At 66.2% G+C, this 20,411-nt stretch carries 17 protein-coding genes; 6 read left to right on the forward strand and 11 right to left on the reverse strand.

All coding sequences use genetic code 11. The features are described 5' to 3' along the window. Positions 1-365: 365 nt before the first annotated feature. The 4 genes from ACIBI6_RS18010 to ACIBI6_RS18025 all read left to right on the forward strand — a co-directional run bounded on the left by ACIBI6_RS18010 (position 366) and on the right by ACIBI6_RS18025 (position 8,108). Positions 366-3,215: a DUF5691 domain-containing protein gene (locus ACIBI6_RS18010; protein ID WP_364344075.1), complete on the forward strand. Its 2,850-nt coding sequence runs from the start codon at positions 366-368 to the stop codon at positions 3,213-3,215. Between the two features lie 14 nt (positions 3,216-3,229). Next, the gene (locus ACIBI6_RS18015) at positions 3,230-4,312 is read left to right on the forward strand and encodes an AAA family ATPase (protein ID WP_364344590.1); all 1,083 of its coding nucleotides are present in this window, start codon (positions 3,230-3,232) and stop codon (positions 4,310-4,312) included. A gap of 84 nt (positions 4,313-4,396) precedes the next feature. Then, the gene (locus tag ACIBI6_RS18020) at positions 4,397-6,847 is read left to right on the forward strand and encodes a DUF5682 family protein (protein ID WP_396957347.1); all 2,451 of its coding nucleotides are present in this window, start codon (positions 4,397-4,399) and stop codon (positions 6,845-6,847) included. 100 nt (positions 6,848-6,947) lie between these two features. Next, positions 6,948-8,108, forward strand: coding sequence for a VWA domain-containing protein (locus ACIBI6_RS18025; protein ID WP_396957123.1), 1,161 nt, complete (start codon positions 6,948-6,950; stop codon positions 8,106-8,108). A 1-nt stretch (position 8,109) separates the two neighbouring features. Here ACIBI6_RS18025 and ACIBI6_RS18030 read toward each other — a convergent pair whose 3' ends face one another. After that, entirely contained in the window at positions 8,110-8,937 is an 828-nt protein-coding gene (locus ACIBI6_RS18030) for a phosphatase PAP2 family protein (protein ID WP_396957125.1), read from the reverse strand. 217 nt (positions 8,938-9,154) lie between these two features. Here ACIBI6_RS18030 and ACIBI6_RS18035 point away from each other — a divergent pair, with 217 nt between their 5' ends. Together ACIBI6_RS18035 and ACIBI6_RS18040 are read left to right on the forward strand one after the other, a co-directional pair. Next, the gene (locus ACIBI6_RS18035) at positions 9,155-9,496 is read left to right on the forward strand and encodes an ADP-ribosylglycohydrolase family protein (RefSeq protein WP_396957127.1); all 342 of its coding nucleotides are present in this window, start codon (positions 9,155-9,157) and stop codon (positions 9,494-9,496) included. Further along, positions 9,493-9,729: a hypothetical protein gene (locus ACIBI6_RS18040; protein ID WP_364344087.1), complete on the forward strand. Its 237-nt coding sequence runs from the start codon at positions 9,493-9,495 to the stop codon at positions 9,727-9,729. Before ACIBI6_RS18035 ends, ACIBI6_RS18040 begins: the two co-directional genes overlap by 4 nt. Here ACIBI6_RS18040 and ACIBI6_RS18045 read toward each other — a convergent pair. The 10 genes from ACIBI6_RS18045 to ACIBI6_RS18090 all read right to left on the reverse strand — a co-directional run bounded on the left by ACIBI6_RS18045 (position 9,713) and on the right by ACIBI6_RS18090 (position 20,388). Continuing rightward, on the reverse strand, positions 9,713-12,229 hold the full coding sequence (locus tag ACIBI6_RS18045; protein WP_364344596.1) for an FtsX-like permease family protein: 2,517 nt from the start codon (positions 12,227-12,229) through the stop codon (positions 9,713-9,715). The genes ACIBI6_RS18040 and ACIBI6_RS18045 overlap by 17 nt on opposite strands. A 174-nt stretch (positions 12,230-12,403) precedes the next feature. After that, positions 12,404-13,180, reverse strand: a complete 777-nt coding sequence (locus ACIBI6_RS18050) for an ABC transporter ATP-binding protein (protein ID WP_364344090.1) — start codon at positions 13,178-13,180, stop codon at positions 12,404-12,406. 81 nt (positions 13,181-13,261) lie between these two features. Then, positions 13,262-13,687, reverse strand: a complete 426-nt coding sequence (locus ACIBI6_RS18055; RefSeq protein ID WP_364344093.1) for an acyl-CoA thioesterase — start codon at positions 13,685-13,687, stop codon at positions 13,262-13,264. A 54-nt stretch (positions 13,688-13,741) separates the two neighbouring features. Next, entirely contained in the window at positions 13,742-14,560 is an 819-nt protein-coding gene (locus ACIBI6_RS18060) for an alpha/beta fold hydrolase (protein ID WP_396957131.1), read from the reverse strand. A gap of 78 nt (positions 14,561-14,638) precedes the next feature. Continuing rightward, complete coding sequence (locus ACIBI6_RS18065) at positions 14,639-15,217, reverse strand: TetR family transcriptional regulator (protein ID WP_364344099.1); 579 nt, start codon at positions 15,215-15,217, stop codon at positions 14,639-14,641. An 11-nt stretch (positions 15,218-15,228) separates the two neighbouring features. Continuing rightward, the gene (locus tag ACIBI6_RS18070; RefSeq protein ID WP_396957133.1) at positions 15,229-16,695 is read right to left on the reverse strand and encodes an FAD-dependent oxidoreductase; all 1,467 of its coding nucleotides are present in this window, start codon (positions 16,693-16,695) and stop codon (positions 15,229-15,231) included. 12 nt (positions 16,696-16,707) lie between these two features. Further along, positions 16,708-17,097, reverse strand: a complete 390-nt coding sequence (locus ACIBI6_RS18075; RefSeq protein WP_364344599.1) for a carboxymuconolactone decarboxylase family protein — start codon at positions 17,095-17,097, stop codon at positions 16,708-16,710. Positions 17,098-17,194: 97 nt separating this feature from the next. Next, positions 17,195-18,097, reverse strand: coding sequence for an NAD(P)-dependent oxidoreductase (locus ACIBI6_RS18080; RefSeq protein ID WP_364344105.1), 903 nt, complete (start codon positions 18,095-18,097; stop codon positions 17,195-17,197). Next, positions 18,094-18,846, reverse strand: coding sequence for an SDR family oxidoreductase (locus ACIBI6_RS18085; protein WP_364344108.1), 753 nt, complete (start codon positions 18,844-18,846; stop codon positions 18,094-18,096). Before ACIBI6_RS18085 ends, ACIBI6_RS18080 begins: the two co-directional genes overlap by 4 nt. An 18-nt stretch (positions 18,847-18,864) precedes the next feature. After that, complete coding sequence (locus ACIBI6_RS18090) at positions 18,865-20,388, reverse strand: aldehyde dehydrogenase (protein WP_364344111.1); 1,524 nt, start codon at positions 20,386-20,388, stop codon at positions 18,865-18,867. Positions 20,389-20,411: the final 23 nt, after the last annotated feature.

Below are 20,411 nucleotides of genomic sequence, written 5' to 3' on the forward strand. Positions count from 1 at the left end.
GCACCGTTTCGCCTGGTGGGAAGCGGAAATGCGAATCTGCCCGCGGGGATGGTATGGCCATCGAACAGGCTGGGCCCCGCTCGATGTCCACCCCTCGCCAACCCCGGCGGGCAGCTCGATGGTGTGTCACCCGATTCGGGTGGCTCGGTCGGAGCCGAACAGGACAGAATGCCAGAATCAGACAACCAGCGCAAGGCGCATTTGCTGCCGAATCTGCCGTCCGCGCAGCGTATTCCAGGAAAAACACCCGCTCACCACCCAACTTGTCGGTGGGGTGCGGTAGAAATTCGACAACCTAGTAACGGGGGAAGACATGACATACAGTCGATCCGGGGCCGCCGGATGAACCAGGCGGGAGCCAACACATGACCGCGCTGTGGACCGAGGAACAGGTCAGCGCGCTCGCACCGGATGCGAGCTCGCTATCGGCCGCGCGCAAGCTCGCCGGGCGGTGGCACGGCACCGGGCAGTCGGACACCGCATTGTGGGGCCTGTGCCAGGGCAGCGGCTCCAAGCCGTATCAGACGATCGTGGATCTGGCGGGTCCGGCATACAAGTGCTCGTGTCCCAGCCGCAAGTTCCCGTGCAAGCACGCTTTGTCGCTCTTACTCGGCTGGTCGGGCGGTGCGGTCGCCGAAGCCGCTATCGCGGACTTCGCGGCGGAGTGGATCAACGCACGCGCGGTCCGCGCGGCCGAGCCCGCCGCCGACCCGCAGGCCCGCACTGCCAATCCGGCGACCGCCGAACAGCGGCGGCTGCGGGTGACGGAGGGTCTGGAGGAACTCGATATCTGGCTCGGCGATCAGGTGCGGACCGGATTGGCCCAGACAGATCGCTCGTTTCGGGCATTCGAGGCGATCGCGGCCCGAATGGTCGACGCGCAGGCCCCCGGCGTCGCCGCCGTGCTGCGCCAGTTGCCGACCACCCTGGTGACCAGGGCGGATTGGCCAGATGTCGTACTCGCCGAATACGCGAGACTGCATCTGCTGATCGCCGCGCACCGCCGCCTCGACGAATTGTCACCGGAGCTGCGGGCGAGCGTCCGTACCCATATCGGCTATCCGACGTCAGCCGAATCCGTGCGCGCCGAATCGGCAGTTCGGGACCAGTGGCAGGTACTCGGGATCCGGACCAGCGAGGAGGAGCGGCTCTATACGCGCCGAACCTGGTTGTACGGCAGGCAGACTCGACGCTGGGCATTGCTGCTCGAGCATTCCTTCGGTTCGCCGAGCTTCTCGGCGGAGGTACCACTTCCTGGCATGATGGCCGAAGCGGATCTGCACTACTACCCGGGTGGCGCGCCGCTGCGGGCGCTCTGGGGCGAACGGCACCGCGCGGCCGAACCATTCACCACGCTGCCGGTCACCGACGGAACGATCGCCGCCGCATTAGCCGAACATGCCAAGGCGCTCGCGGGCGATCCGTGGCTGCGATTGCGACCGCTGCTGCTCACCGATGTCGTGCCGGTGTGGACCGAAAATGGCTGGTATATCACCGAATCCGACGGCACTGCACTACCTGTTGCGGCCACCGAGCAGCCGTGGCGACTGCTCGGCGTGTCCGGAGGGCATCCAGTGACGCTGGCGGCCGAATGGGGAGCGGCCGGATTGGTGCCGATCTCGGTATTCACCGCGGGTGAGGTCGTCGACGTCGGTAGCGCCGAGTTCGGCCCGCGTGGGGCGTCGAATGCGCCGGTGTCTGCGGAGCTGACCTCGGTGGCGCTGCTCGGCACTGCGCGTAGGGCAGCGGATCCCGCGCGGCTCGAGGCTCCGGTGGCGGCCGTCGCGACCCGGTTGCGCACCGATCCCGCACTGCTGCTGCTCGAATCTGCCGCGCTGCGTGGCGCTTTCGCGCGCGGCGGCGTATCCGTCAGCACGGCGGCCGAACCCGAACCCGCCGTGGATGACGCGCGGCGACTCCTGCCCCGCGCCGCGGCATCCCGTCTCGCCCGCCTGTTGCGGGACCGGTCCCCCTTTCTGCCCGAATGGTTCGCGGGCGCAGCACCCTTCGACTATCGCGCCCCGGATGCACTGTGTGCGCTACTGCTCGAACAGGCGAAGGCGAATACCGACCTGCGCGAGCCGCTATTGCGCCTGGCCGGAACCCGCGGCCGCTGGCTGGCCGACCAACATCCGGACTGGCGCGACCTGGTGCCGCGAGGACATTCCGATGCGCCGACGGAGCAGAGCTGGCTGTTCGGCCAACCGTCCGAGCGCCGCGAATGGCTCATCGAACTGCGCGGCCGAGATGCCAAGGCCGCACGTGAAGCACTGACCGCGGCTTGGCCGAAGGAATCCGGTCCGCTGAAAGCGGAGCTATTGGCCGTACTCGCCGACGGGATTTCGGCCGACGACGAACCACTGCTCGAGACGGCATTGGACGATCGGCGATCGGATGTGCGGCGAGTCGCGGCCGGATTGCTGCCGCTGCTGCCGAATTCGGCATTCACCCAGCGCGTGACTCGGCGCTCGAGCGCATGGGTCACGGTCGAACATCTGCTGCTGCATCCGAATCTGGTTGTCCGCATACCGGAGGAACTCGACGATGCCGACCGCAGGGACGGCATCAACGACCGCACCGTTGAGTTCACCTATCGCTGGGACGGAGCACCGGATCTGCGTGCCGGTAGGCTGCGGCAACTCGTCGCGGCGACACCACTGACGCACTGGGAGTCGGAACTAGGCGCACCGGATAAGGCCACTCGGGCCAAGATCAGTGACCGGTTCCGGCAGCCGCTGTTCGACGGCTGGGTGGATGCCACACTGGCACAACATGATCCGGCCTGGGCGCGGGCGCTGTTCGATGCAGGCGTGCCGACCGACCTGGCAATGCTGCGGCGTCGCGAATTGTTCGCACTGCTGCCGCTGCCGGATCGCACCACACATTTGCTCCAATTGGACGGCGCTTGGCTCTCGGAGCTCGAGGCATTGTTGCCCGCCATGGGCCATCCGTGGCCGGAACCTCTTGCCCAACACTTGATTCTGTTGTTGTTCGAACGCGCACGTGCCGCGGCCAAACGCCCAGAAGCGCATGGCACCGGCCCGAACGCACATCGGTCGCTGCTGTCCGCGGCGGCCGTGCATCTGCCCGTCACCGCGGCGCGGACGACCACCGCGGTGGCGCGCCGCTGCACCGATCCCAATTGGGAGCGAGCATTCGATCAGCTCGCCCATGACCTCAACCACCGCTCGATGATGCTCGAGGAGTTGCAGTGACCACTACCGATTCGATGCCGGAGCTGTTGCGTCCACATGCCGAACAGGCCTATGCCGAGGAGTTGCGGGCACTGACCGCGATCGATGATCGGCCGCGACCGCCGTCTTGGCAACTGTCGCCGTGGGCGGTGGTCACTTATCTACTCGGTGGCACGCTCGACGACGGCACCGTGATCAGCCCCAAGTACGTCGGGCCGCGCCGGCTTATGGAGGTGGCGGTCGCGACGCTGGCGACCGATCGGGCGCTGCTGCTGCTCGGCGTGCCGGGCACCGCGAAAACCTGGGTATCGGAACATCTTTCGGCCGCGATCAGCGGTGCTTCGACACTGCTGGTCCAGGGCACGTCCGGCACTGCCGAAGAGGCGATCCGCTATGGCTGGAACTATGCGCGACTGCTCGCGGAGGGGCCGAGCGAGGGTGCGCTGGTGCCGTCGCCGGTAATGACGGCGATGCGCCGCGGTGCGATCGCGCGGATCGAGGAACTCACCCGTATCCCGTCCGATGTGCAGGATGCGCTGATCACCGTGCTGTCCGAGAAGACGCTGCCGGTGCCGGAACTCGGGATGGAGGTACAGGCGGCCAAGGGCTTCAATGTCATTGCCACCGCCAATGACCGCGACCGTGGCGTCAACGACCTGTCCTCCGCTTTGCGGCGCCGCTTCAATACCGTTGTGCTGCCGCTGCCCGCCAGTGAAGACGAGGAGGTCGCCATTGTGGCCCGCCGCGTCGAACAGCTCGGCTCCGCGCTCGAACTCCCAACTGTTCCGGCTGCGGCCGAGGAGGTGCGGCGGGTTGTTCGCATCTTCCGCGAGCTGCGCTCCGGTATGACCGCCGACGGCCGCACCAAGCTCAAGACGCCCTCCGGCACCCTGTCCACCGCCGAGGCGATCTCGGTGATCACCAATGGGATTGCCCTGTCGGCGCACTTCGGTGACGGCACCTTGCGTGCGTCCGATATAGCGGGCGCGGTCCTCGGCTCTGTCGTCAAGGATCCGGTGGCCGACGCAGTCATCTGGACCGAATATCTGGAAGCCGTTGTGCGTGAACGCCCCGAGTGGTCCGACTTCTACCGCGCCTGCCGCGAGGTCACGGGATGAGGGCTAGGCGCCGCCTGATCCGACCACAGCGCATGTTCAACCGGGGGTGACACGGTGAGCAAGACAAACACGACCGACGACCATATGGACGTCCAGCAGAGCGTCGCCTCGAGTGGTCCGGTGACCCACGTATTCGGTATCCGTCATCACGGCCCGGGTTCGGCCAGATCCCTGCGCGCCGCGCTGGAACAGTTTCGTCCCGACGCGATACTGATCGAGGGCCCGGCCGATGCCGACCCCTTGGTCGGATACGTCGCGGCCGAGGGCATGTCGCCGCCCGTCGCGCTACTGGCCTATGTGCCGGACCAGCCCGCCAAGGCCGCTTTCTGGCCGTTCGCAGTGTTCTCCCCCGAATGGCAGGCGCTGCAATATGCGGTGGAACACGCAGTGCCGGTGCGGTTCTGCGACCTGCCCGCGAGCACCGTCCTGGCCACCGAGGACGAACCGGGTGACCGCATCGACCCACTCGCCGAATTGGCCGCTGCCGCCGGCTACGACGATGCCGAACGCTGGTGGGACGCGGTAGTCGAATCCGTGGCCGACGCCGACGCTTTCGAAGCGATCACCGAGGCAATGGGCGCACTGCGGGACGCTGCCGGACAAGGCATGTTCGCGATCGGACCTGCCACGGCCCCAACGGACGACGCTTCAGGTCACCAGCCGGACGAAGTGCGCGGCATCCGCGCGGGTGATCGCTCAGCCACGGGTAGCGCTGACGACGAGACGCTCATGTCCAACGGCGAACCCCGGCCCACCGCACATGATGGGTCGCCCAACTCACCGACCGGCGACACTGTCGACGAAGCGATCGGTCCCGAAGACGTTGAGCGCGAACCCATCGGCATCGACGCGCACACCTTGCGGCGTGAAGCGTATATGCGGCAGACGATACGGAAGGTGTTGAAAGAGGGGGCGCGGCGGGTTGCGGTGGTGTGTGGGGCGTGGCATGCGCCGGCGTTGGCGGGGAAGTTGGGGCCGGCGACGGCGGATACCAAGCTGCTCAAAGGGCTGCCGAAGGTGAAGGCGACGGTGACGTGGGTGCCCTGGACGCATTCGCGGCTGGCGACGACCTCCGGATACGGCGCCGGAATCGCCTCGCCGGGCTGGTATCACCACCTGTTCACCGAGACCGAGCAGCCGATCGCGCGCTGGCTGACCAAGGTGGCTGGAGTGCTGCGCGCCCACGATCTACCGGTCTCGAGCGCGCACATCATCGAAGCCGTCCGGCTCGCCGACACGCTCGCGGTGCTGCGGGCACGGCCACTGGCCGGACTGTCGGAGGTCACCGAGGCAGTGCGGTCGGTGATGTGCGCCGGTGATGAGTCGATGCTGCGGCTCGTCGCTTCCGAACTGGTGGTCGGTGAGGCGCTCGGCGCTGTTCCCGATGGCACGCCGACAGTCCCGCTGGATGCCGATCTGCGTGCCCGGATCCGCACACTGCGGCTCAAGCAGGAAGCCCTGTCCCGCAGCCTCGATCTCGACCTGCGCAAGGAGCGCGAAGTCGAGCGTTCGCGACTGCTGCACCGGCTGCGCGTGCTCGGAATCGACTGGGGCACACCGACAACCGGCGAAGTGCGCAGCACCGGCACCTTCCGCGAATCCTGGACGCTGCGGTGGCGACCCGAATTCGCCGTCTCGATTATCGAGGCCTCCCGCTGGGGCACCACCATCCGCACCGCGGCGCAGGCCAAGATCCTCGATACCGCTGGCCGCGAGGGCAGTACCGTCGGCGATCTCACCGACGCGCTCGAGATCGCGCTGCTCGCCGACCTCGGCGATGCCACCGACGGTCTGATCACCCGCCTGGAATCGGCGGCGGCACTCGACCACGACGTAACCCACCTGCTCGCCGCCCTTCCCGGCCTGACCCGCACACTGCGCTACGGCGACGTCCGCGGCACCGATACCGAGGCACTCGCCCACGTCGCGGACGGTCTGCTCGTGCGAATCTGCGCGGGCCTGCCCGGCGCGGTGACCGGCCTCGATACCGACGCCGCCGAACATCTGCGCACTCAACTCGATGCCGCGCACACCGCCATCCACACCCGCGACAACGACTGGGCAACCGGCGAATGGCTCGCCGCCCTGCACCGCGTGGCCGACCGTGACGATGTGCACGGCGCCCTCGTCGGCCGCGCCGTCCGATTGCTCGCCGATGCCGGACGCATCGACGAAACCGAGTCCGCGCGTAGGCTTTCGGCCGCACTGTCGATCGGCAATACGGCCGCCGGCAAGGCGGCCTGGATCGACGGGTTCCTCGGCGGTCGCGGGCTACTGCTGGTCCACGACCGAGAGTTGTTGCGGCTCATCGACGATTGGCTGCGCGGTCTCGGCGACGATATGTTCGTCGAGATCCTGCCGTTACTGCGCCGCACGTTCGGCGCGTTCGAATCCGGGGAGCGCCGCGCCATCGGCCAGGCGGTGCGCGACACCGGCTCCGGCGCATCGCGTACCGGCGAGGACACGACGTTCGATGTCGAACGCGGGATCGTCGCTATGCGCACAGTCGCGGACATCCTGGGAGTACCGGTATGAGTCCGACATGCTCCTTCGGCACCGCGCTCGGGCCTCTCGATCAATCCCGAACCACGATGTGGCGGCATCCTGCCGTCACCTACCTCCTCGGAGTGACCGGATGAACGCGATCGATGAAACGCAGTCCAGGCGTTGGCGTCTGGTGCTCGGCACCGCCGCCGAACAACCCCTGGGCGGCTTGGGTGCCGCGGACGACGAGGCGATGGATCGAGCCCTCGGAGCGCTCTACAACACCGATGATCAGACCTCCGGTAAACGCTCCGCCGGACTGGGCGGCTCCGCACCGAAGGTGGCCCGCTGGCTCGGCGATATCCGCACCTACTTCCCGTCCACCGTTGTCGAGGTCATGCAGCGCGATGCCGTGGATCGCCTCAATCTGACCCAGCTCCTGCTGGAACCGGAACTCCTCGAAGCGGTGGAACCCGACGTGCACCTGGTCGGAACCCTGCTGAGCCTTAATCGGGTGATGCCCGAAACCACCAAGGCGACAGCGCGAATGGTGGTCGAGAAGGTGGTCCGCGAAATCGAACAGCGCGTTGCCGCGCACACCGTCGCCGCGGTCTCCGGCGCACTGAATCGCGCCGCCCGCGTCACCCGACCTCGGCTGCGCGATATCGACTGGGACCGCACCATCCGCAAGAACCTGGCCAACTACCTCCCCGAACATCGGACCGTGGTGCCCGAACGCCTGGTCGGCTACGGCCGCAAGGCGCAGGCGGTGCGCCGGGACGTAGTCCTCGCGATCGATCAATCCGGCTCGATGGCCTCGAGTGTGGTCTACGCCTCCGTCTTCGGCGCGGTCCTGGCCTCCATGCGCTCGCTGAAAACATCTCTGGTCGTTTTCGATACCGAGGTCGTCGACCTGACCGAACAACTCACCGATCCGGTCGAGGTGCTCTTCGGCACCCAACTCGGCGGCGGCACCGATATCAATCGCGCCCTCGCCTACTCCCAGTCGCTCATTACCCGCCCGGCCGACACTCTGTTCGTCCTCATCTCCGATCTCTACGAGGGCGGTATCCGTGAAGAGATGCTGCGCCGCGTCAACGCCATGCGGGAATCCGGAGTGCAGGTGGTAGTGCTGCTCGCCCTCTCCGACGACGGCGCTCCCGCCTTCGACCACGACAATGCCGCCGCTCTGGCCGCCCTCGGCGTACCGGCCTTCGCCTGCACCCCCGACAAGTTCCCCGACCTGCTCGCGCTGGCCCTGGACCGCGGCGATGTCCAAGCCTGGGCCAACCGAAATGCCGGAACCAGCTGATTCAGCGCGTCGGCACCGGCTGCGGACCCACCGGCCCCATGGCGCCCCACGCCGTAGCCGAGGCGGGCACCACCAGCGGATGCAGCAGCGCCGCCAACCCGAGCAGCACCACCGCGACGATCGCGTCGAGCCAGTAGTGATTGCCGGTCCCGACCACGACGACGGTGGTGAGCACCGGATGCGCCAATGCCAGCCACCGCCAGGAACTACCGGTCGCCGCGACCATGGCGAAGGCCAGCAGCAGGGCCCACCCCACATGCAGCGAGGGCATGGCCGCGAACTGGTTCGAGAGTCCGCCGGAATCCGGTGAGCCATAGACGGATTGGCCGTGGACTGCGGCGAGGTCGACGAAACCGTAGTCGGGCAGCATGCGCGGCGGTGCGAGCGGTATCAGTACATGCACCATGAGCGCGGCCCCGGTCAATGCCACCATCAGGTTGCGGGTCCAGCGGTAGTGCTCCGGCCGGAAGGCCCACAGCCACAACAGCACCGCGACCGCCACCGTGAAATGTGCGGTGGCGTAATAGAAATTGGCCGGTACCGCGAGAGAATCCCGGTGCAGGAATACCGCCTGCACTGTGGTCTCCTCCGGCAGCCCGAGCTTATCCTCGAGCCCGAGCATGGCCCTGGCATTGCCGAGCGCGTGCACGGTGTCGTCGGCGGTGAACATCCGCCCCACCCGATAGGCCAGATAAAGCACGGTGATCAATGCGAGCTGTCGAACCGCCTCGCCGCCGCGGCCGTGCACCGCCGCCCCCATCTTCTCGGCGATGCCGCCGAACGCGGGCGAAAAATCCACGTTCGGACCACCGAGACCCACTGCCACCATTGCCAGCGGCCTCCTTCCCCATCCAACCCCACATGTTAAACGGAGTAACTACCTCCGCTTACCGTAGCATTACTCGTTAGCCAGACTCAGCACACTGTGACCGGACAGACACATCTCCGATAGGCTGCTCGGCGATCTCGACGCGTTGGAGGGGCCCGCTCGCTGCGCCGTGGTGATGTATTCGCGGAGAACGTAATCGAACGGGAACTGGGCCGCGGTGGCATGGGCGCGGTGTACGCGGCACACCATCCCGCGCCAGCCCTACGCACCGCAGAGCATCCTGTCGCAGGAACTCATGAGCCATCGCGGCAACACCCACGCCCCGATCTCCGCCCTACGGCGAGCGGCCGAGCGGCGAGAACCGGGCCCGCTCGGCACCCGGACCGCACCCATCAATGACTCCAAGGGCTGCGCGGCCGTCGTCCGCGCGGCACCCTGCGGTCTCGACCGCCGGAGGACCATCCGACAGATCTTCGAATTCGGCTGTGACACAGCGGCGCTCACCCAGGGCAATCCGAGCGGCCGACTGCCTGCGGGGCACCATTGCCGGGTCGGATGAGCGAATACGACAAGCCGACGCATTTCGAGGTCCTAGCCGCGATAATCGCGGGTCTGTCCCGAGGCGCTGACCTCGGTTCCGCACTCGACCTGGCCCGCACCGAATTCACCCGGCACAACAACCACGCGGAGACCTCGACCGCCCTCGCCACCGCCATCGAACTGGCCGCGCACGAGGGCGGACGGATGCCCGCACCCGAGGTTCCCTGGCTAGGACCTACAGATCCGCGATAGCCGCCAGCGGTGGCGTACGGGCGGCACGGATACCTGGCCACAGCGCGGCCAGCACACCGACCACGGCCGAGCTGATGAGCACCAGCACCAGTTGGTTCCACGGGATGGCGATCTCATCGATGCCCAGGTCACGCAGGGTTCGCAGGAAGCCGACACCGAGGCCGAGACCGAGCAGCATCCCGACGATCGCACCGAATACCGCTATCAGCATGGATTCCAGATAGATGGTTCGGCGCACCTGCGCCCGTTGCATGCCGACCGCGCGCAGCATGCCGATCTCTCGACGGCGTTCCACCACCGACAGCGCCAGAGTATTGACGATGCCGAGAATCGCGATCACCACCGCGAGCGCGAGCAGTCCGTACAGGATGGCGAGCAGCGTATTGATCTGCTTGCCCTGCGCACCCTTGAACTCCTCGCGGTCCTGCACCTGGACCACGACGAACTGCTCGGTCGCATTCTCCAGATCGGTACGCATCCGGGTGAGGTCGGCACCGGGCTCGGCCTTGACGAACATGAACAGGTTGGTCCGGAAGTTGACCGGCATCACCTCGTCGTACATGACCGGCGACACCACCAAGGGGCCGAGCAACGGCGTCTTCTTGTAGATGCCGACCACCTTGACCGGAATCTTCTTGAACCCGAGGCTCGTCACGGTGACCTGATCGCCGACCTTCCAGCCGCGCTTGTCGGCCTCGTTCTCCGACACCATGACATCGCGGTCACCCAGCGTGTTGGTGCCCTCGATCATGTCGTAGTTGAGGACGCTGTCGGGCGAGCCGTCGAATTCGGTGCCGGTCAGCTGCTCATCGCCCACCTTGAACGTGACACCGCGCAAGCCGACCACATCCGCCACCCCGGGCACCGATTTGCGCACCGCGTCACCCGCGCCGAGCGGCACACCGATCAGCTGCGGTCCGGCCAGCACGTAGTCGGCCTTCACACCCTTGTCGACGAGCACGGTCACGCTGGCCTTCGCAGATGCGCCGAGCATGCCGATCGCGGTCACCAGCATCAGACCGAGGGTGAGCGCGAAAGCCGTTGCGGCAGTGCGCCGTGGGTTGCGCGCGGCATTATTGCGCGACATCCGACCAATAGGACCGAACGGCCGCAGCAGCACCCCGAGACCGCCCACCACCGGCCGCGACAATGCGGGTGCGGCCAGCAGTACCGCGAAGATCAGGCCGAGTGCGCCGATCCCGACCGTCAATGCGGCATGGCCGCCGGTCTTCTGCGCACCGAGCACCACGAGCACCACACCCGCGACGGCCAGCGCAATACCGATTCCGGTCCGCAGCCGCAGCGATTCACCGGTCGAGGCGAACTCCTCGCGCATGGCCTCCACCGGCGGAATCTTGGCGGCGCGACGCGCGGGCGCATAGGCGCTGACCACCGTCACCAGCAGCCCGACGAGCAGCCCTACGATCGCCGTGCGCGGCAGCACCGTCAGCGATCCGGTCGGCAGGCCGAGATCGAATGCGTTGAGCAGTGCCGAAAGCCCGAAGGCCAGACCGATGCCGCACGCCAAACCGATTGTGCTGCCGATCAATCCGATGACCAGTGCCTCCGTGACCACGGATCGGCCAACCTGTTGTCGACTCGCGCCGACCGCGCGCAGTAGCGCCAGCTCACGCAGCCGCTGGGCCACGATCATCGAGAAGGTGTTGTAGATGATGAAGGTGCCGACGATCAGTGCGATCGCACCGAAGGCGAGCAGGAAGTAATTGATGAAGTTGAGCGCGTTGGAGACTTCCTTCTTCAGATCGGCGCGCACCTGATCGCCGTTCTGCACCTTGTAATCCACCAGTACGTTCGCGATGCTGTCGCGCAGTTCGTCGCCGGGCGTACCGGCGGCGGCCGCGATATCGACATAGGCGACATGCGAACCGTCGGTGAACAGCTGGCGGGCCTGCGTGTCGTCGAACAGCACGCCGATGAATCCGCCGGTGTCCGAAGGGACTTCGTAGACTCCGGTGAGGGTGACGTCGATCGGGTTACCGTGTGAGGGAACCAGCACTTTGGTCTTGTCACCGACATGCAGACCCGCGCGTTCGGCACCGCCGGTATTGAGCGCGATTTCGCCCTCGTGCGCGGGCGGAACGCCGTGAACGAACTTATCCGGTTCGGCGACCGCCTTATCCGGCGGAATATAGGACTGACCGAAAGTCGGTGCGCCACCGGTCTGTACGGCCTTTTTGCCATCCGGATACAGCAGCACCAACGGTCCGTTGACGCTCGGCGCGACCGCCCGCACCCCGTCCATCTTCGAGATCTGATCGACCATGCTGAGCGGGATGCCCTGTGCCTGTTGCTTTTGCGGACTCACTCGAACATCGACGCCCTTGGCCTGATTGGCGAAGATTCCGTCGAAGGTGCGCTGCAACGTGTCGGTGAAGACGAATGAGCCAGCGATGAATGCGGTTCCGAGCACCACCGATAGCAGGGTCAATGCCAGGCGCACCTTGTGCGCGGCGAGATTGCGCAAGACCACCTTGCGCATCGGTTTGCCGCTCACGACTGCGCCTCGCTGACGCTCGGCTCCGTCGTGCGCGAAGGCGCGCTGTGTCTTTGGTTCACTCGCTGACGCTCGCTCACGACTGCGCCTCGCTGACCCTCGGCTCCGTCGTGCGCGAAGGCGCGCTGTGTCTCTGGTTCACTCGCTGACGCTCGCTCACTACACCTGCTCCAGCGACTTCATCTTGTCGAGCACCGATTCGGCGGTCGGATCACGCAACTCGTCGACAATGCGACCGTCGGCGAGGAACACCACCCGGTCGGCATATCCCGCCGCATGCGGCTCATGGGTGACGATGACGACGGTCTGCCCGAATTCGTCCACCGCCGCGCGCAGGATCGAGAGCACCTCCTCCGAGGCGCGCGAGTCGAGATTGCCGGTCGGCTCGTCACCGAAGATGATCTCCGGCTTCCCTGCCAGCGCCCGCGCACAGGCCACGCGCTGCTGCTGCCCGCCGGACAGTTCGCTGGGCCGGTGTGTGAGTCGATCGGTGAGCCCGAGCCGCTTGATGACCGTATCCAGCCAGTCCTGGTCAGGCTTGCGGCCCGCGATATCCAGCGGCAAGGTGATGTTCTCTTGCGCGGTCAGCGTCGGCACCAGGTTGAACGCCTGGAAGACGAAGCCGATGCGATCGCGGCGCAGCCTGGTCATCTGCTTATCGGAAAGCTCGGCGAGATCGGTATCACCGATCCGCACGGTTCCGGTGCTGGCACTGTCCAGGCCGGCCAGGCAGTGCATCAGGGTCGATTTGCCCGATCCGGAGGGCCCCATGATCGCGGTGAACTCCCCCTTCACGAACTCTGCCGATACCCCATCCAGTGCCCTGACCTGCGTATCTCCGTGTCCATAGACCTTCACCAGGTCGATGGCGCGGGCCGCCACAGTAGTGGCGGCTGCCGAATTCTCGAGGTCGGCACCTAGGGCGTGCGAAGTCATGGGATCCAGTCTGTCCGGTATCGCGCGCCCGCGCCATCAGGGACGTCCCCCAACTCTCGAGGTCTCAATGAACCCTTAGAACTACTCCGACCGGCCCAGACCGAAGACCGTGGGATCCTGCGCGAGGTCGCGGAAGTAGCGCGCGCCGTCCGGCACCAAGCGCCGTTCGGTGAGATCGAGTAGACCGCCCACGCCGACGATCTCGGCGGAGATCGTGCCGTCCGCCTTGCGGATCTCCTGAATGGTCCGGTGGGTCTTGCCATCCCAGGCGAAATCGCAAGTGACAGTGACTTCGTCGCCCACGAACAGTTCCTGTTTGAATTGGAGCGTCACCTGCAGCGAGATCGGCCCGACTCCGGCCTCCAGCAGCTTCTCCTGGGATAAGCCGCCCTCCCGCAGGCAGGCCCACCGCGCTCGTTCCGCGTATTGCAGATAAACGGCCTGGTTCATATGCCCGTTGCCATCGATATCCTCGGGCGACACCGTGAGCGAGAGCGCGAATCCCATGGGCTCACGGTAGCGGCGGGGTACGACAAGAATCCGCCGCTACCGCATCGAGCATCATGCCTTGACGAAATCGAGGATGTCGGCATTGAGTTGCGCGGCGTGCGAGATCATGATGCCGTGGCCGGTAGCCGGGTATTCCTTGTAGGTGTTGCCGGGAATCAGGTCCTTGATCACCCGACCGCAGAGGTCGATGGGGGCCGAAGCGTCGGCGTCACCGTGGATGACCAGCGTGGGCACGGTGAGTGCGCGCAACTCGTCGCGGAAGTCGGCGTGGTAGATCGTATTCATGATCTCGTCCGCCGCCAGAAGTGAACAGTCCATGCACTTCTGGACCATCCAGGCGATCCGCGCCGAGGACACCTGGTTGCCCAAATGTGTCGCGAAGAATGCCTGCGCGTTCTGCTCCATCCACAGCGGCCGGTCCGCGGCGCGCGCCGCACCAACCGCATCGAAAACCGCCTTCGGCACGCCGTTCGGATTGTCCTCGGCCTGCGCGAAATACGGCATTGTCACCGAGACCAGCGCGACCCGGCTGATCCGTTCGCTGCCGTACCGGGTCAGGTATCGGACGATCTCACCGCCCGCCATCGAATGTGCGACCACGGTGACCTCGCGCAAATCGAGGTGTTCCAGGAATGCCGCCAGATCCGCGGCCAGCGTGTCGTAGTCGTAGCCGTGCCCGACCCAGTCCGACTTGCCGTGTCCACGCCGGTCGTAGGACAGGCACCGCAGCCCCTGCTTGGACAGCGGCAGCATCTGCAACTCCCACGAGGTGCTGCTCAACCAGCCACCGGCCAGGAAAAGCACCGGCTGCCCGGACCCCCAGTCCTGGTAGTGCAGTGCGGTGCCGTCGTGCGATTCGAAGTAGGGCATCGGTTTCTCCAATCATGAGGTGCCCCACCATCATTGCGAGCCCGGATAATGAAGTCGATTACCTCACAGGTAAGCGCCCTACTTCAGGATCAGCAGCGCCGACTTCTCGATGCGGTCGGCGATTTCGGAGTAGGAGGCGTAGCCCATACCCGCGCGGACGAGCGCGCCCGCGTAGAGGAGTTCCAGGGATTCGACTACGTCCTGGTCGGCGTCGGGACCGAGAGCGCGCACCAGTCGTTTGCGGATCTCCATCCCGATCCGCGCGCGGAGATGGGCCACATCGGGATCGCGGCCGAGTAGGGCACTGGTCACCGCGCCCGAGAGTTCCTGCTCATCGGCGACGAGCATGGCGATATTGCGCAGCTCGGCGACGACCCGGACCGTGGGGTCCGGATCCTCGCTGACGGGAGCCGAACTGGCGAACAGGCGACGCCAGAAGATCTCGGCGACGAGGTGTTCCTTAGAGGAGAAGTAGGTATACGCCGTGGCGGTGCCGACACCGGCCGCTGCGGCGACCATGCGGATGGTCATCCCCGCGAAGCCTTCGCGCGCAAGCACTTCCACTGCGGCCCTGGTCAGCTTGTCGACGGTGTCGGCCTGCTTCTCGGTGAGGCGACGCCGGGTCGCCTCCAGGATGATGGACTCACCTTCGGACATGTGTCTAGATCCTACTTTGCGGCGGCACGACCGGCGCGTCGGCCATAGAAGCTGCCGTCACCGAGGGACGCACCGCTGACATAGCCGCCGGCACAGAGTCCGGAGGTGCAGCGGCCCGCGGCGAACAGACCGGGAATCGGTTCCCCGGAGACGTGCAGCACCCGCGAATCCAGATCGGTGCGCAGCCCGCCGAGGGTGAAACCCGCCGTGAATCCCCGCATATCGAACGCCGCGACCGGGGTGCCGATCGGCTTGACCCACTGGGGCTTCTTCCCGAGCAACGGATCCTTGCCGTCGGCGGCGTGCAAGTTGTAGCAATCGACGGTGCCCTGCAACGCGCGCTCCGGCAGACCCATATCGGACTCCAGCTCCGCGACCGTCTCGGCCGCCCAGGTCGGCGGCTGCCGAAAGAACGGCGTGGATGTCACCGTGGCCAGCGCCGCCTCGAGCGACTGCTCATCGATGACCAGAAATGCCTGATTCTCCTGCTGGATCAGCGTCGCCTGCCCGATCCGCCCCGGATAGGTGTCCTCCGGGATATAGCGCTGACCGCGCCCGTTGACCAGGATGCCGCGCGCCAACAGCTGCGGATCACCGAAGAACGCCACCTCGGTGGCATCCATATGGGCCAACTCCGCACCCAGCGCCTGCGCGACCAGGATGCCGATGCCGTCGTGCTCCTCGATGGCGGCGGCGGGCCGCCCGATCAGCCGCGGCGCATAGCCTTCGATCATCTGCTGGTGGTAGGCGAAACTGCCGGTGGCGAGCACGACCCCGCGTTCGGCGCGGACCGCGACCTCCTTGCCGAAGCGCGTCGCGATGACGCCGACCACCCGATCGCTCTCGTCGATCACCAGCCGCCGGATCCTGATGTCGTATTCGACACCGACACCGAGACTTTCGGCGGTGTCGGCGAGCGGCTTCATCAGCATGTAGCCGCCGCTCTTGGCACCGATCTTCTTATCCGCCATCTGCGGAACATGGCCGCGCGGAGCGGGTTTCGCGATCGCATTGAACGGCGCGGCATTCTCGCCGCCGGAGTACATCAGACCTTCGTCGTGCGGCGGCTCCCAGCCGGGCTCACCCCAGAACTCCTCCTTGAACGGGACACCGCAGGAGATCAGCCAGTTGTAGTGCTCGACGCTGTTGTGGCAGTAGTCCGCGATCTTCGCCCGATCCTGTCCCGGCCCCAGCGCGGCCTGCAGGAATGTCTCCATATTCTCCGGTGTGTCCTCGAACCCGAGCGCCTGCTGCAAGGGCGTGCCACCACCGAGGTAGATGAATCCGCCCGCCATGGCCGCCGCGCCGCCCCAGCCGCCGGTGCGTTCCAGGATCAGCACGTCGGCACCCGCACGGGCGGCCTCGATAGCGGCGCAGACACCGGCGATGCCGTATCCGGCGACGACGACATCCGCCTCGAAATCCCACGCGGCGATCGCGTCGGCACGCAGCGGCCGGATCTTTGCGGCATCAGACATGTTTCGCGTTCCTCACTTGCTCACGTCTTCGGACAGCACAGGCGAATCGGACTCCCCTGCCTGTTCGGACTTCTTACGCGCCGCCTTTTTCTGTTGGGCGACAATCGTTCCCACCAACAGGTCGAGTTTGGTGCCACTTGGCCAGCCGACGTAATAGCAGAGGAACAGCGCGATCTCGTGCAGCTGCGCCTCGGTCAGCTCCTCGTTGCGTAGGGCCGCGCCGATCTGGATACCCGCCGTATCCATCGCCCCCTGGGCGGTGAGCGCGCCGAGCAGGATCAGTCGCCGGTCCCGGATGGTGAGTCCGGGACGCGACCAGATTTCGGCGAAGAGATGATCGGCCGTCATGGCGAAATGGTCGCTGGGGTAGTTCTGGAATTCGGTGCCGTAGACCTCGGCCATCTTGGCCAGCCCGCGCTGACGCACGGAATCCGCTGATCCGTTCGCACGCCCACCCGTCACCCGACCGCCACCCTCCACCGAATCGCTACGCGATGCTTCACTCATTGGATTCCCTTTCCTTTGGCACGCCGAGCCCGGGCCCGAGGCGGTCGAGAGCCAGTTCCGCCAGCGGCAGTTCGACGCCGAGTCGCGCGCCGAGATCCAGGGCCAGGCTCAGATCCTTTTCGCCGAGATCACGCACATGGCTCAGGATCGGCAGCCAGAAATCATTCGGTTCGATCGGCGCGGTGCGGTCGCGCAGCATGATCGCGCCGGGGCCGCCGGTGACGGCGTCCGAGTGCCGGACGACATTGCCCAGCACGGTGATATCCAAATCCGCGGCTTCGGCGAGCCGCTGCGCCTCGGTGGCGGCGGTGAAGGCGATGAAGTGCAAGAGGTTGCGCGCCAACTTCATTCGGGTGCCCGCGCCGACCGGTCCGGCGTGCACGACCAGATCGGCGAAGCAGCCGAACGGTCCGCGCACCCGCTCGAACGCCGTATCGCTGCCGCCGACCATCACCGCGAGCTTGCCGCGCGTCGCCCCGGCCGCACCACCGCTGATCGGTGCGTCCACCAATTCGACGCCGTATTCGGCACATTCGCCCGCCAACTGTTCGGCGGTCCGGTCGCTGATGGTGGAGTGCACGGCGATTACGGTGCCCGGGGCGGCCGTTCGCAATACCCCGTCCGGTCCGGTGACCACGGCCCGCACTTGCGCATCGTCCAGAACGGTCACCGAGATGACGGCCGCCTTCTCGGCGATTTCGGCGGCCGAAACCGCCGATGCCGCACCGGCTTCGGTCAGCGGCGCGACCGCATCGGGGCGCATATCGCAGACGGTGAGTCCGCCGGGCCAGGACAGCAGACTCTTGGCCATCGGTGCGCCCATATTGCCCAAACCGATGAACCCGACCGGCAATTCGCCAGCCGTGCCGATAGTTCGCTCGCTGCGCTCACTCATGACCGGAACACTTGTCCGCCGTCGACATTGAAGATCTGCCCGGTGACCCAGCTCGCGTCGTCCGAGAGCAGATACAGGCAGGCGCCGACCAGATCATCCGGTGTTCCCATTCGCTTGAGCGGCAACCGTTTCACCATATCGTCGACGATGACGCTCGGTGTCACGGTTTTGGTGGCTTCGGTATCGATGGGGCCGGGTGCGATGGCATTGATGCGGATGTTGGAACCGCCGAGTTCGAAGGCGAGTTGCTGGGTCAGGCCGTTGATACCGACCTTGGCCAGGCCGTAGAAGCTGGAGTAGGTCCATGCGGCCGTGGAGGACTGGTTGACGATCGATCCGCCGCCCGCCTTGACCATGTGCTGCCACACCGCGCGAGTCATATTCAGCGCGCCGTCCATATTCACGCTCATGAACTTCTTGTAGTAGTCCCATGGCACGCTGAGCAGCAGGTTGAGTTTCATATCGCCGTAGATGGCGGCATTGTTCACCAGATGGTCGATCGCGCCGAATTCGCGGACGGTCAATTCGGCGAGGGCGGTGGCCGATTCCGGATCGGCCACATCGACCTCGCCGAAGATGGCACTGCCGCCGCCGGCGGTGATCTCGGCCGCGACGGCCTTACCGCGTTCGGCATTCAGATCGGCGACAACGACATTGGCGCCTTCGTTGGCCAGCGCCTTGGCGTATGTGGCGCCGATGCCTTGGGCGGCGCCGGTGACGATGGCGGTCTTTCCCGGGAATCGAGTCATGAAATCAGCTCCTAATAATTATCCGGCGGTCGCGACGAGCTTGGTTTCCAGATATTCCTCGAACCCGGCGACGCCCATTTCCCGGCCGATGCCGGATTGTTTGTAGCCGCCGAACGGTGCGTCGGCGGAGTACCAGATGCCGCCGTTGACGCCGATCGTGCCGGTCCGAACGCCATTGGTGACGTGCCGAATTCGGTCCGGGTCGGTGCCCCATACCGAGCCGGAGAGCCCGTACGGTGAGTCGTTGGCGATCCGGATCGCATCGTCGTCCCCGTCGTGCGGTATCACCACCAGCACGGGGCCGAAGATTTCCTCGCGAGCGACCGTCGCGGTATTCGGCACATCCGCGATCAGGGTGGGTTCGATGAAGTACCCGCGCTCGCGGCCCGGTGGTCGGCCGCCGCCGACTACGATCCGGCCGCCTTCGGCGCGCGCGATCTCCAGATACCGCTCCACCCTGGCCCGCTGGCGTTCGGAGATCAGCGGTCCGCAGACGGTGCGCGCATCGGCCGGATCACCGGGCACAATGCTCGACAGAGTGGCGGCCGCGGCCTGGATGGCTTCGTCGTATGCCGCGCGCGGCACCAGCAGTCGGGTCGTGAGGGCACATCCCTGTCCCGCGTGCACGGCCACCGAGAACGCCGCCACCGAACAGGCTCCCGCGATATTCGCATCGTCGAGCACGATGAATGCCGATTTGCCGCCGAGTTCGAGGAAGGTCTTCTTCAAAGTCGTCGCCGCGCCCGTCATTACCGATCTACCGGTCTGGGTCGAACCGGTGAAGCTGATCATGTCGACGCGCGGATCGGTGGTGAGCTGCGCGCCGAGACCGTGATCGGTGGAGGTCACGATATTGACGACGCCGGGCGGAATATCGGTCTGCTCGGCAATGATCGCGCCGACGGCCGCCGCACACCACGGGGTATCCGGGGCGGGCTTGAGCACCACGGTATTTCCGGCCGCGAGCGCGGGACCCAGTTTGGCGAAATTGATCTGGTGCGGGAAGTTCCACGGCGTAATGGCACCCACCACGCCGACCGCCTCCCGGCGCAGCACCCGATGACTTTTGATGCCCATGGGGGTCGCGGTGCCGAGATCGGTTTCCCAGCTGTAGGTTTCGGCCAGCGATGCGGAAAAGGACAGGTCCGCGACCGGGCCTTCGAGTTGCGGCCCCCTGGTCAGCATGGTCGGTGCGCCCGCCTCGGCGACGGTGATCTCGCGCAGTTCGTCCACATTTGCCTGCAATGCGGTGTGCAACTGTTCGAGGCAGCGGGCGCGGAAGAGGTGATCACGCGACCAGTCCGTATCGTCGAAGGCGGTGCGCGCGGCCGCGATGGCCGCGTCCATATCCGCGCCGTTCGCATTCGCGGCCTGACCGATGACGGCTTCGGTCGCCGGGTTCACCGTCGCGAAGACGCCGTCCCCACCGGTGACCAGTTTGCCGCCGATCAGCAGGCGCGAACCGTCGGCGGGCAGGATGCTGCGCCCACCCGTCGCCCGATCACCGCCGCTCACCGAATCGCTGCGCGATGCTGCATTCATAAAGGCTCCGATACTGTCTGGAC

This window comes from Nocardia sp. NPDC050412 (genome assembly GCF_044458825.1).
Classification (GTDB): Bacteria; Actinomycetota; Actinomycetes; order Mycobacteriales; family Mycobacteriaceae; genus Nocardia.

Bases quoted from the DNA above. Each gene is read 5' to 3' on its own strand.
- ACIBI6_RS18010 (WP_364344075.1), top strand. From the start codon at position 366: ATGACCGCGCTGTGGACCGAGGAACAGGTCAGCGCGCTCGCACCGGAT.
- ACIBI6_RS18015 (WP_364344590.1), top strand. From the start codon at position 3,230: ATGCCGGAGCTGTTGCGTCCACATGCCGAACAGGCCTATGCCGAGGAG.
- ACIBI6_RS18020 (WP_396957347.1), top strand. From the start codon at position 4,397: ATGGACGTCCAGCAGAGCGTCGCCTCGAGTGGTCCGGTGACCCACGTA.
- ACIBI6_RS18025 (WP_396957123.1), top strand. From the start codon at position 6,948: ATGAACGCGATCGATGAAACGCAGTCCAGGCGTTGGCGTCTGGTGCTC.
- ACIBI6_RS18030 (WP_396957125.1), bottom strand. From the start codon at position 8,937: ATGGTGGCAGTGGGTCTCGGTGGTCCGAACGTGGATTTTTCGCCCGCG.
- ACIBI6_RS18040 (WP_364344087.1), top strand. From the start codon at position 9,493: ATGAGCGAATACGACAAGCCGACGCATTTCGAGGTCCTAGCCGCGATA.
- ACIBI6_RS18045 (WP_364344596.1), bottom strand. From the start codon at position 12,229: ATGCGCAAGGTGGTCTTGCGCAATCTCGCCGCGCACAAGGTGCGCCTG.
- ACIBI6_RS18050 (WP_364344090.1), bottom strand. From the start codon at position 13,180: ATGACTTCGCACGCCCTAGGTGCCGACCTCGAGAATTCGGCAGCCGCC.
- ACIBI6_RS18055 (WP_364344093.1), bottom strand. From the start codon at position 13,687: ATGGGATTCGCGCTCTCGCTCACGGTGTCGCCCGAGGATATCGATGGC.
- ACIBI6_RS18060 (WP_396957131.1), bottom strand. From the start codon at position 14,560: ATGCCCTACTTCGAATCGCACGACGGCACCGCACTGCACTACCAGGAC.
- ACIBI6_RS18065 (WP_364344099.1), bottom strand. From the start codon at position 15,217: ATGTCCGAAGGTGAGTCCATCATCCTGGAGGCGACCCGGCGTCGCCTC.
- ACIBI6_RS18070 (WP_396957133.1), bottom strand. From the start codon at position 16,695: ATGTCTGATGCCGCAAAGATCCGGCCGCTGCGTGCCGACGCGATCGCC.
- ACIBI6_RS18075 (WP_364344599.1), bottom strand. From the start codon at position 17,097: ATGGCCGAGGTCTACGGCACCGAATTCCAGAACTACCCCAGCGACCAT.
- ACIBI6_RS18080 (WP_364344105.1), bottom strand. From the start codon at position 18,097: ATGAGTGAGCGCAGCGAGCGAACTATCGGCACGGCTGGCGAATTGCCG.
- ACIBI6_RS18085 (WP_364344108.1), bottom strand. From the start codon at position 18,846: ATGACTCGATTCCCGGGAAAGACCGCCATCGTCACCGGCGCCGCCCAA.
- ACIBI6_RS18090 (WP_364344111.1), bottom strand. From the start codon at position 20,388: ATGAATGCAGCATCGCGCAGCGATTCGGTGAGCGGCGGTGATCGGGCG.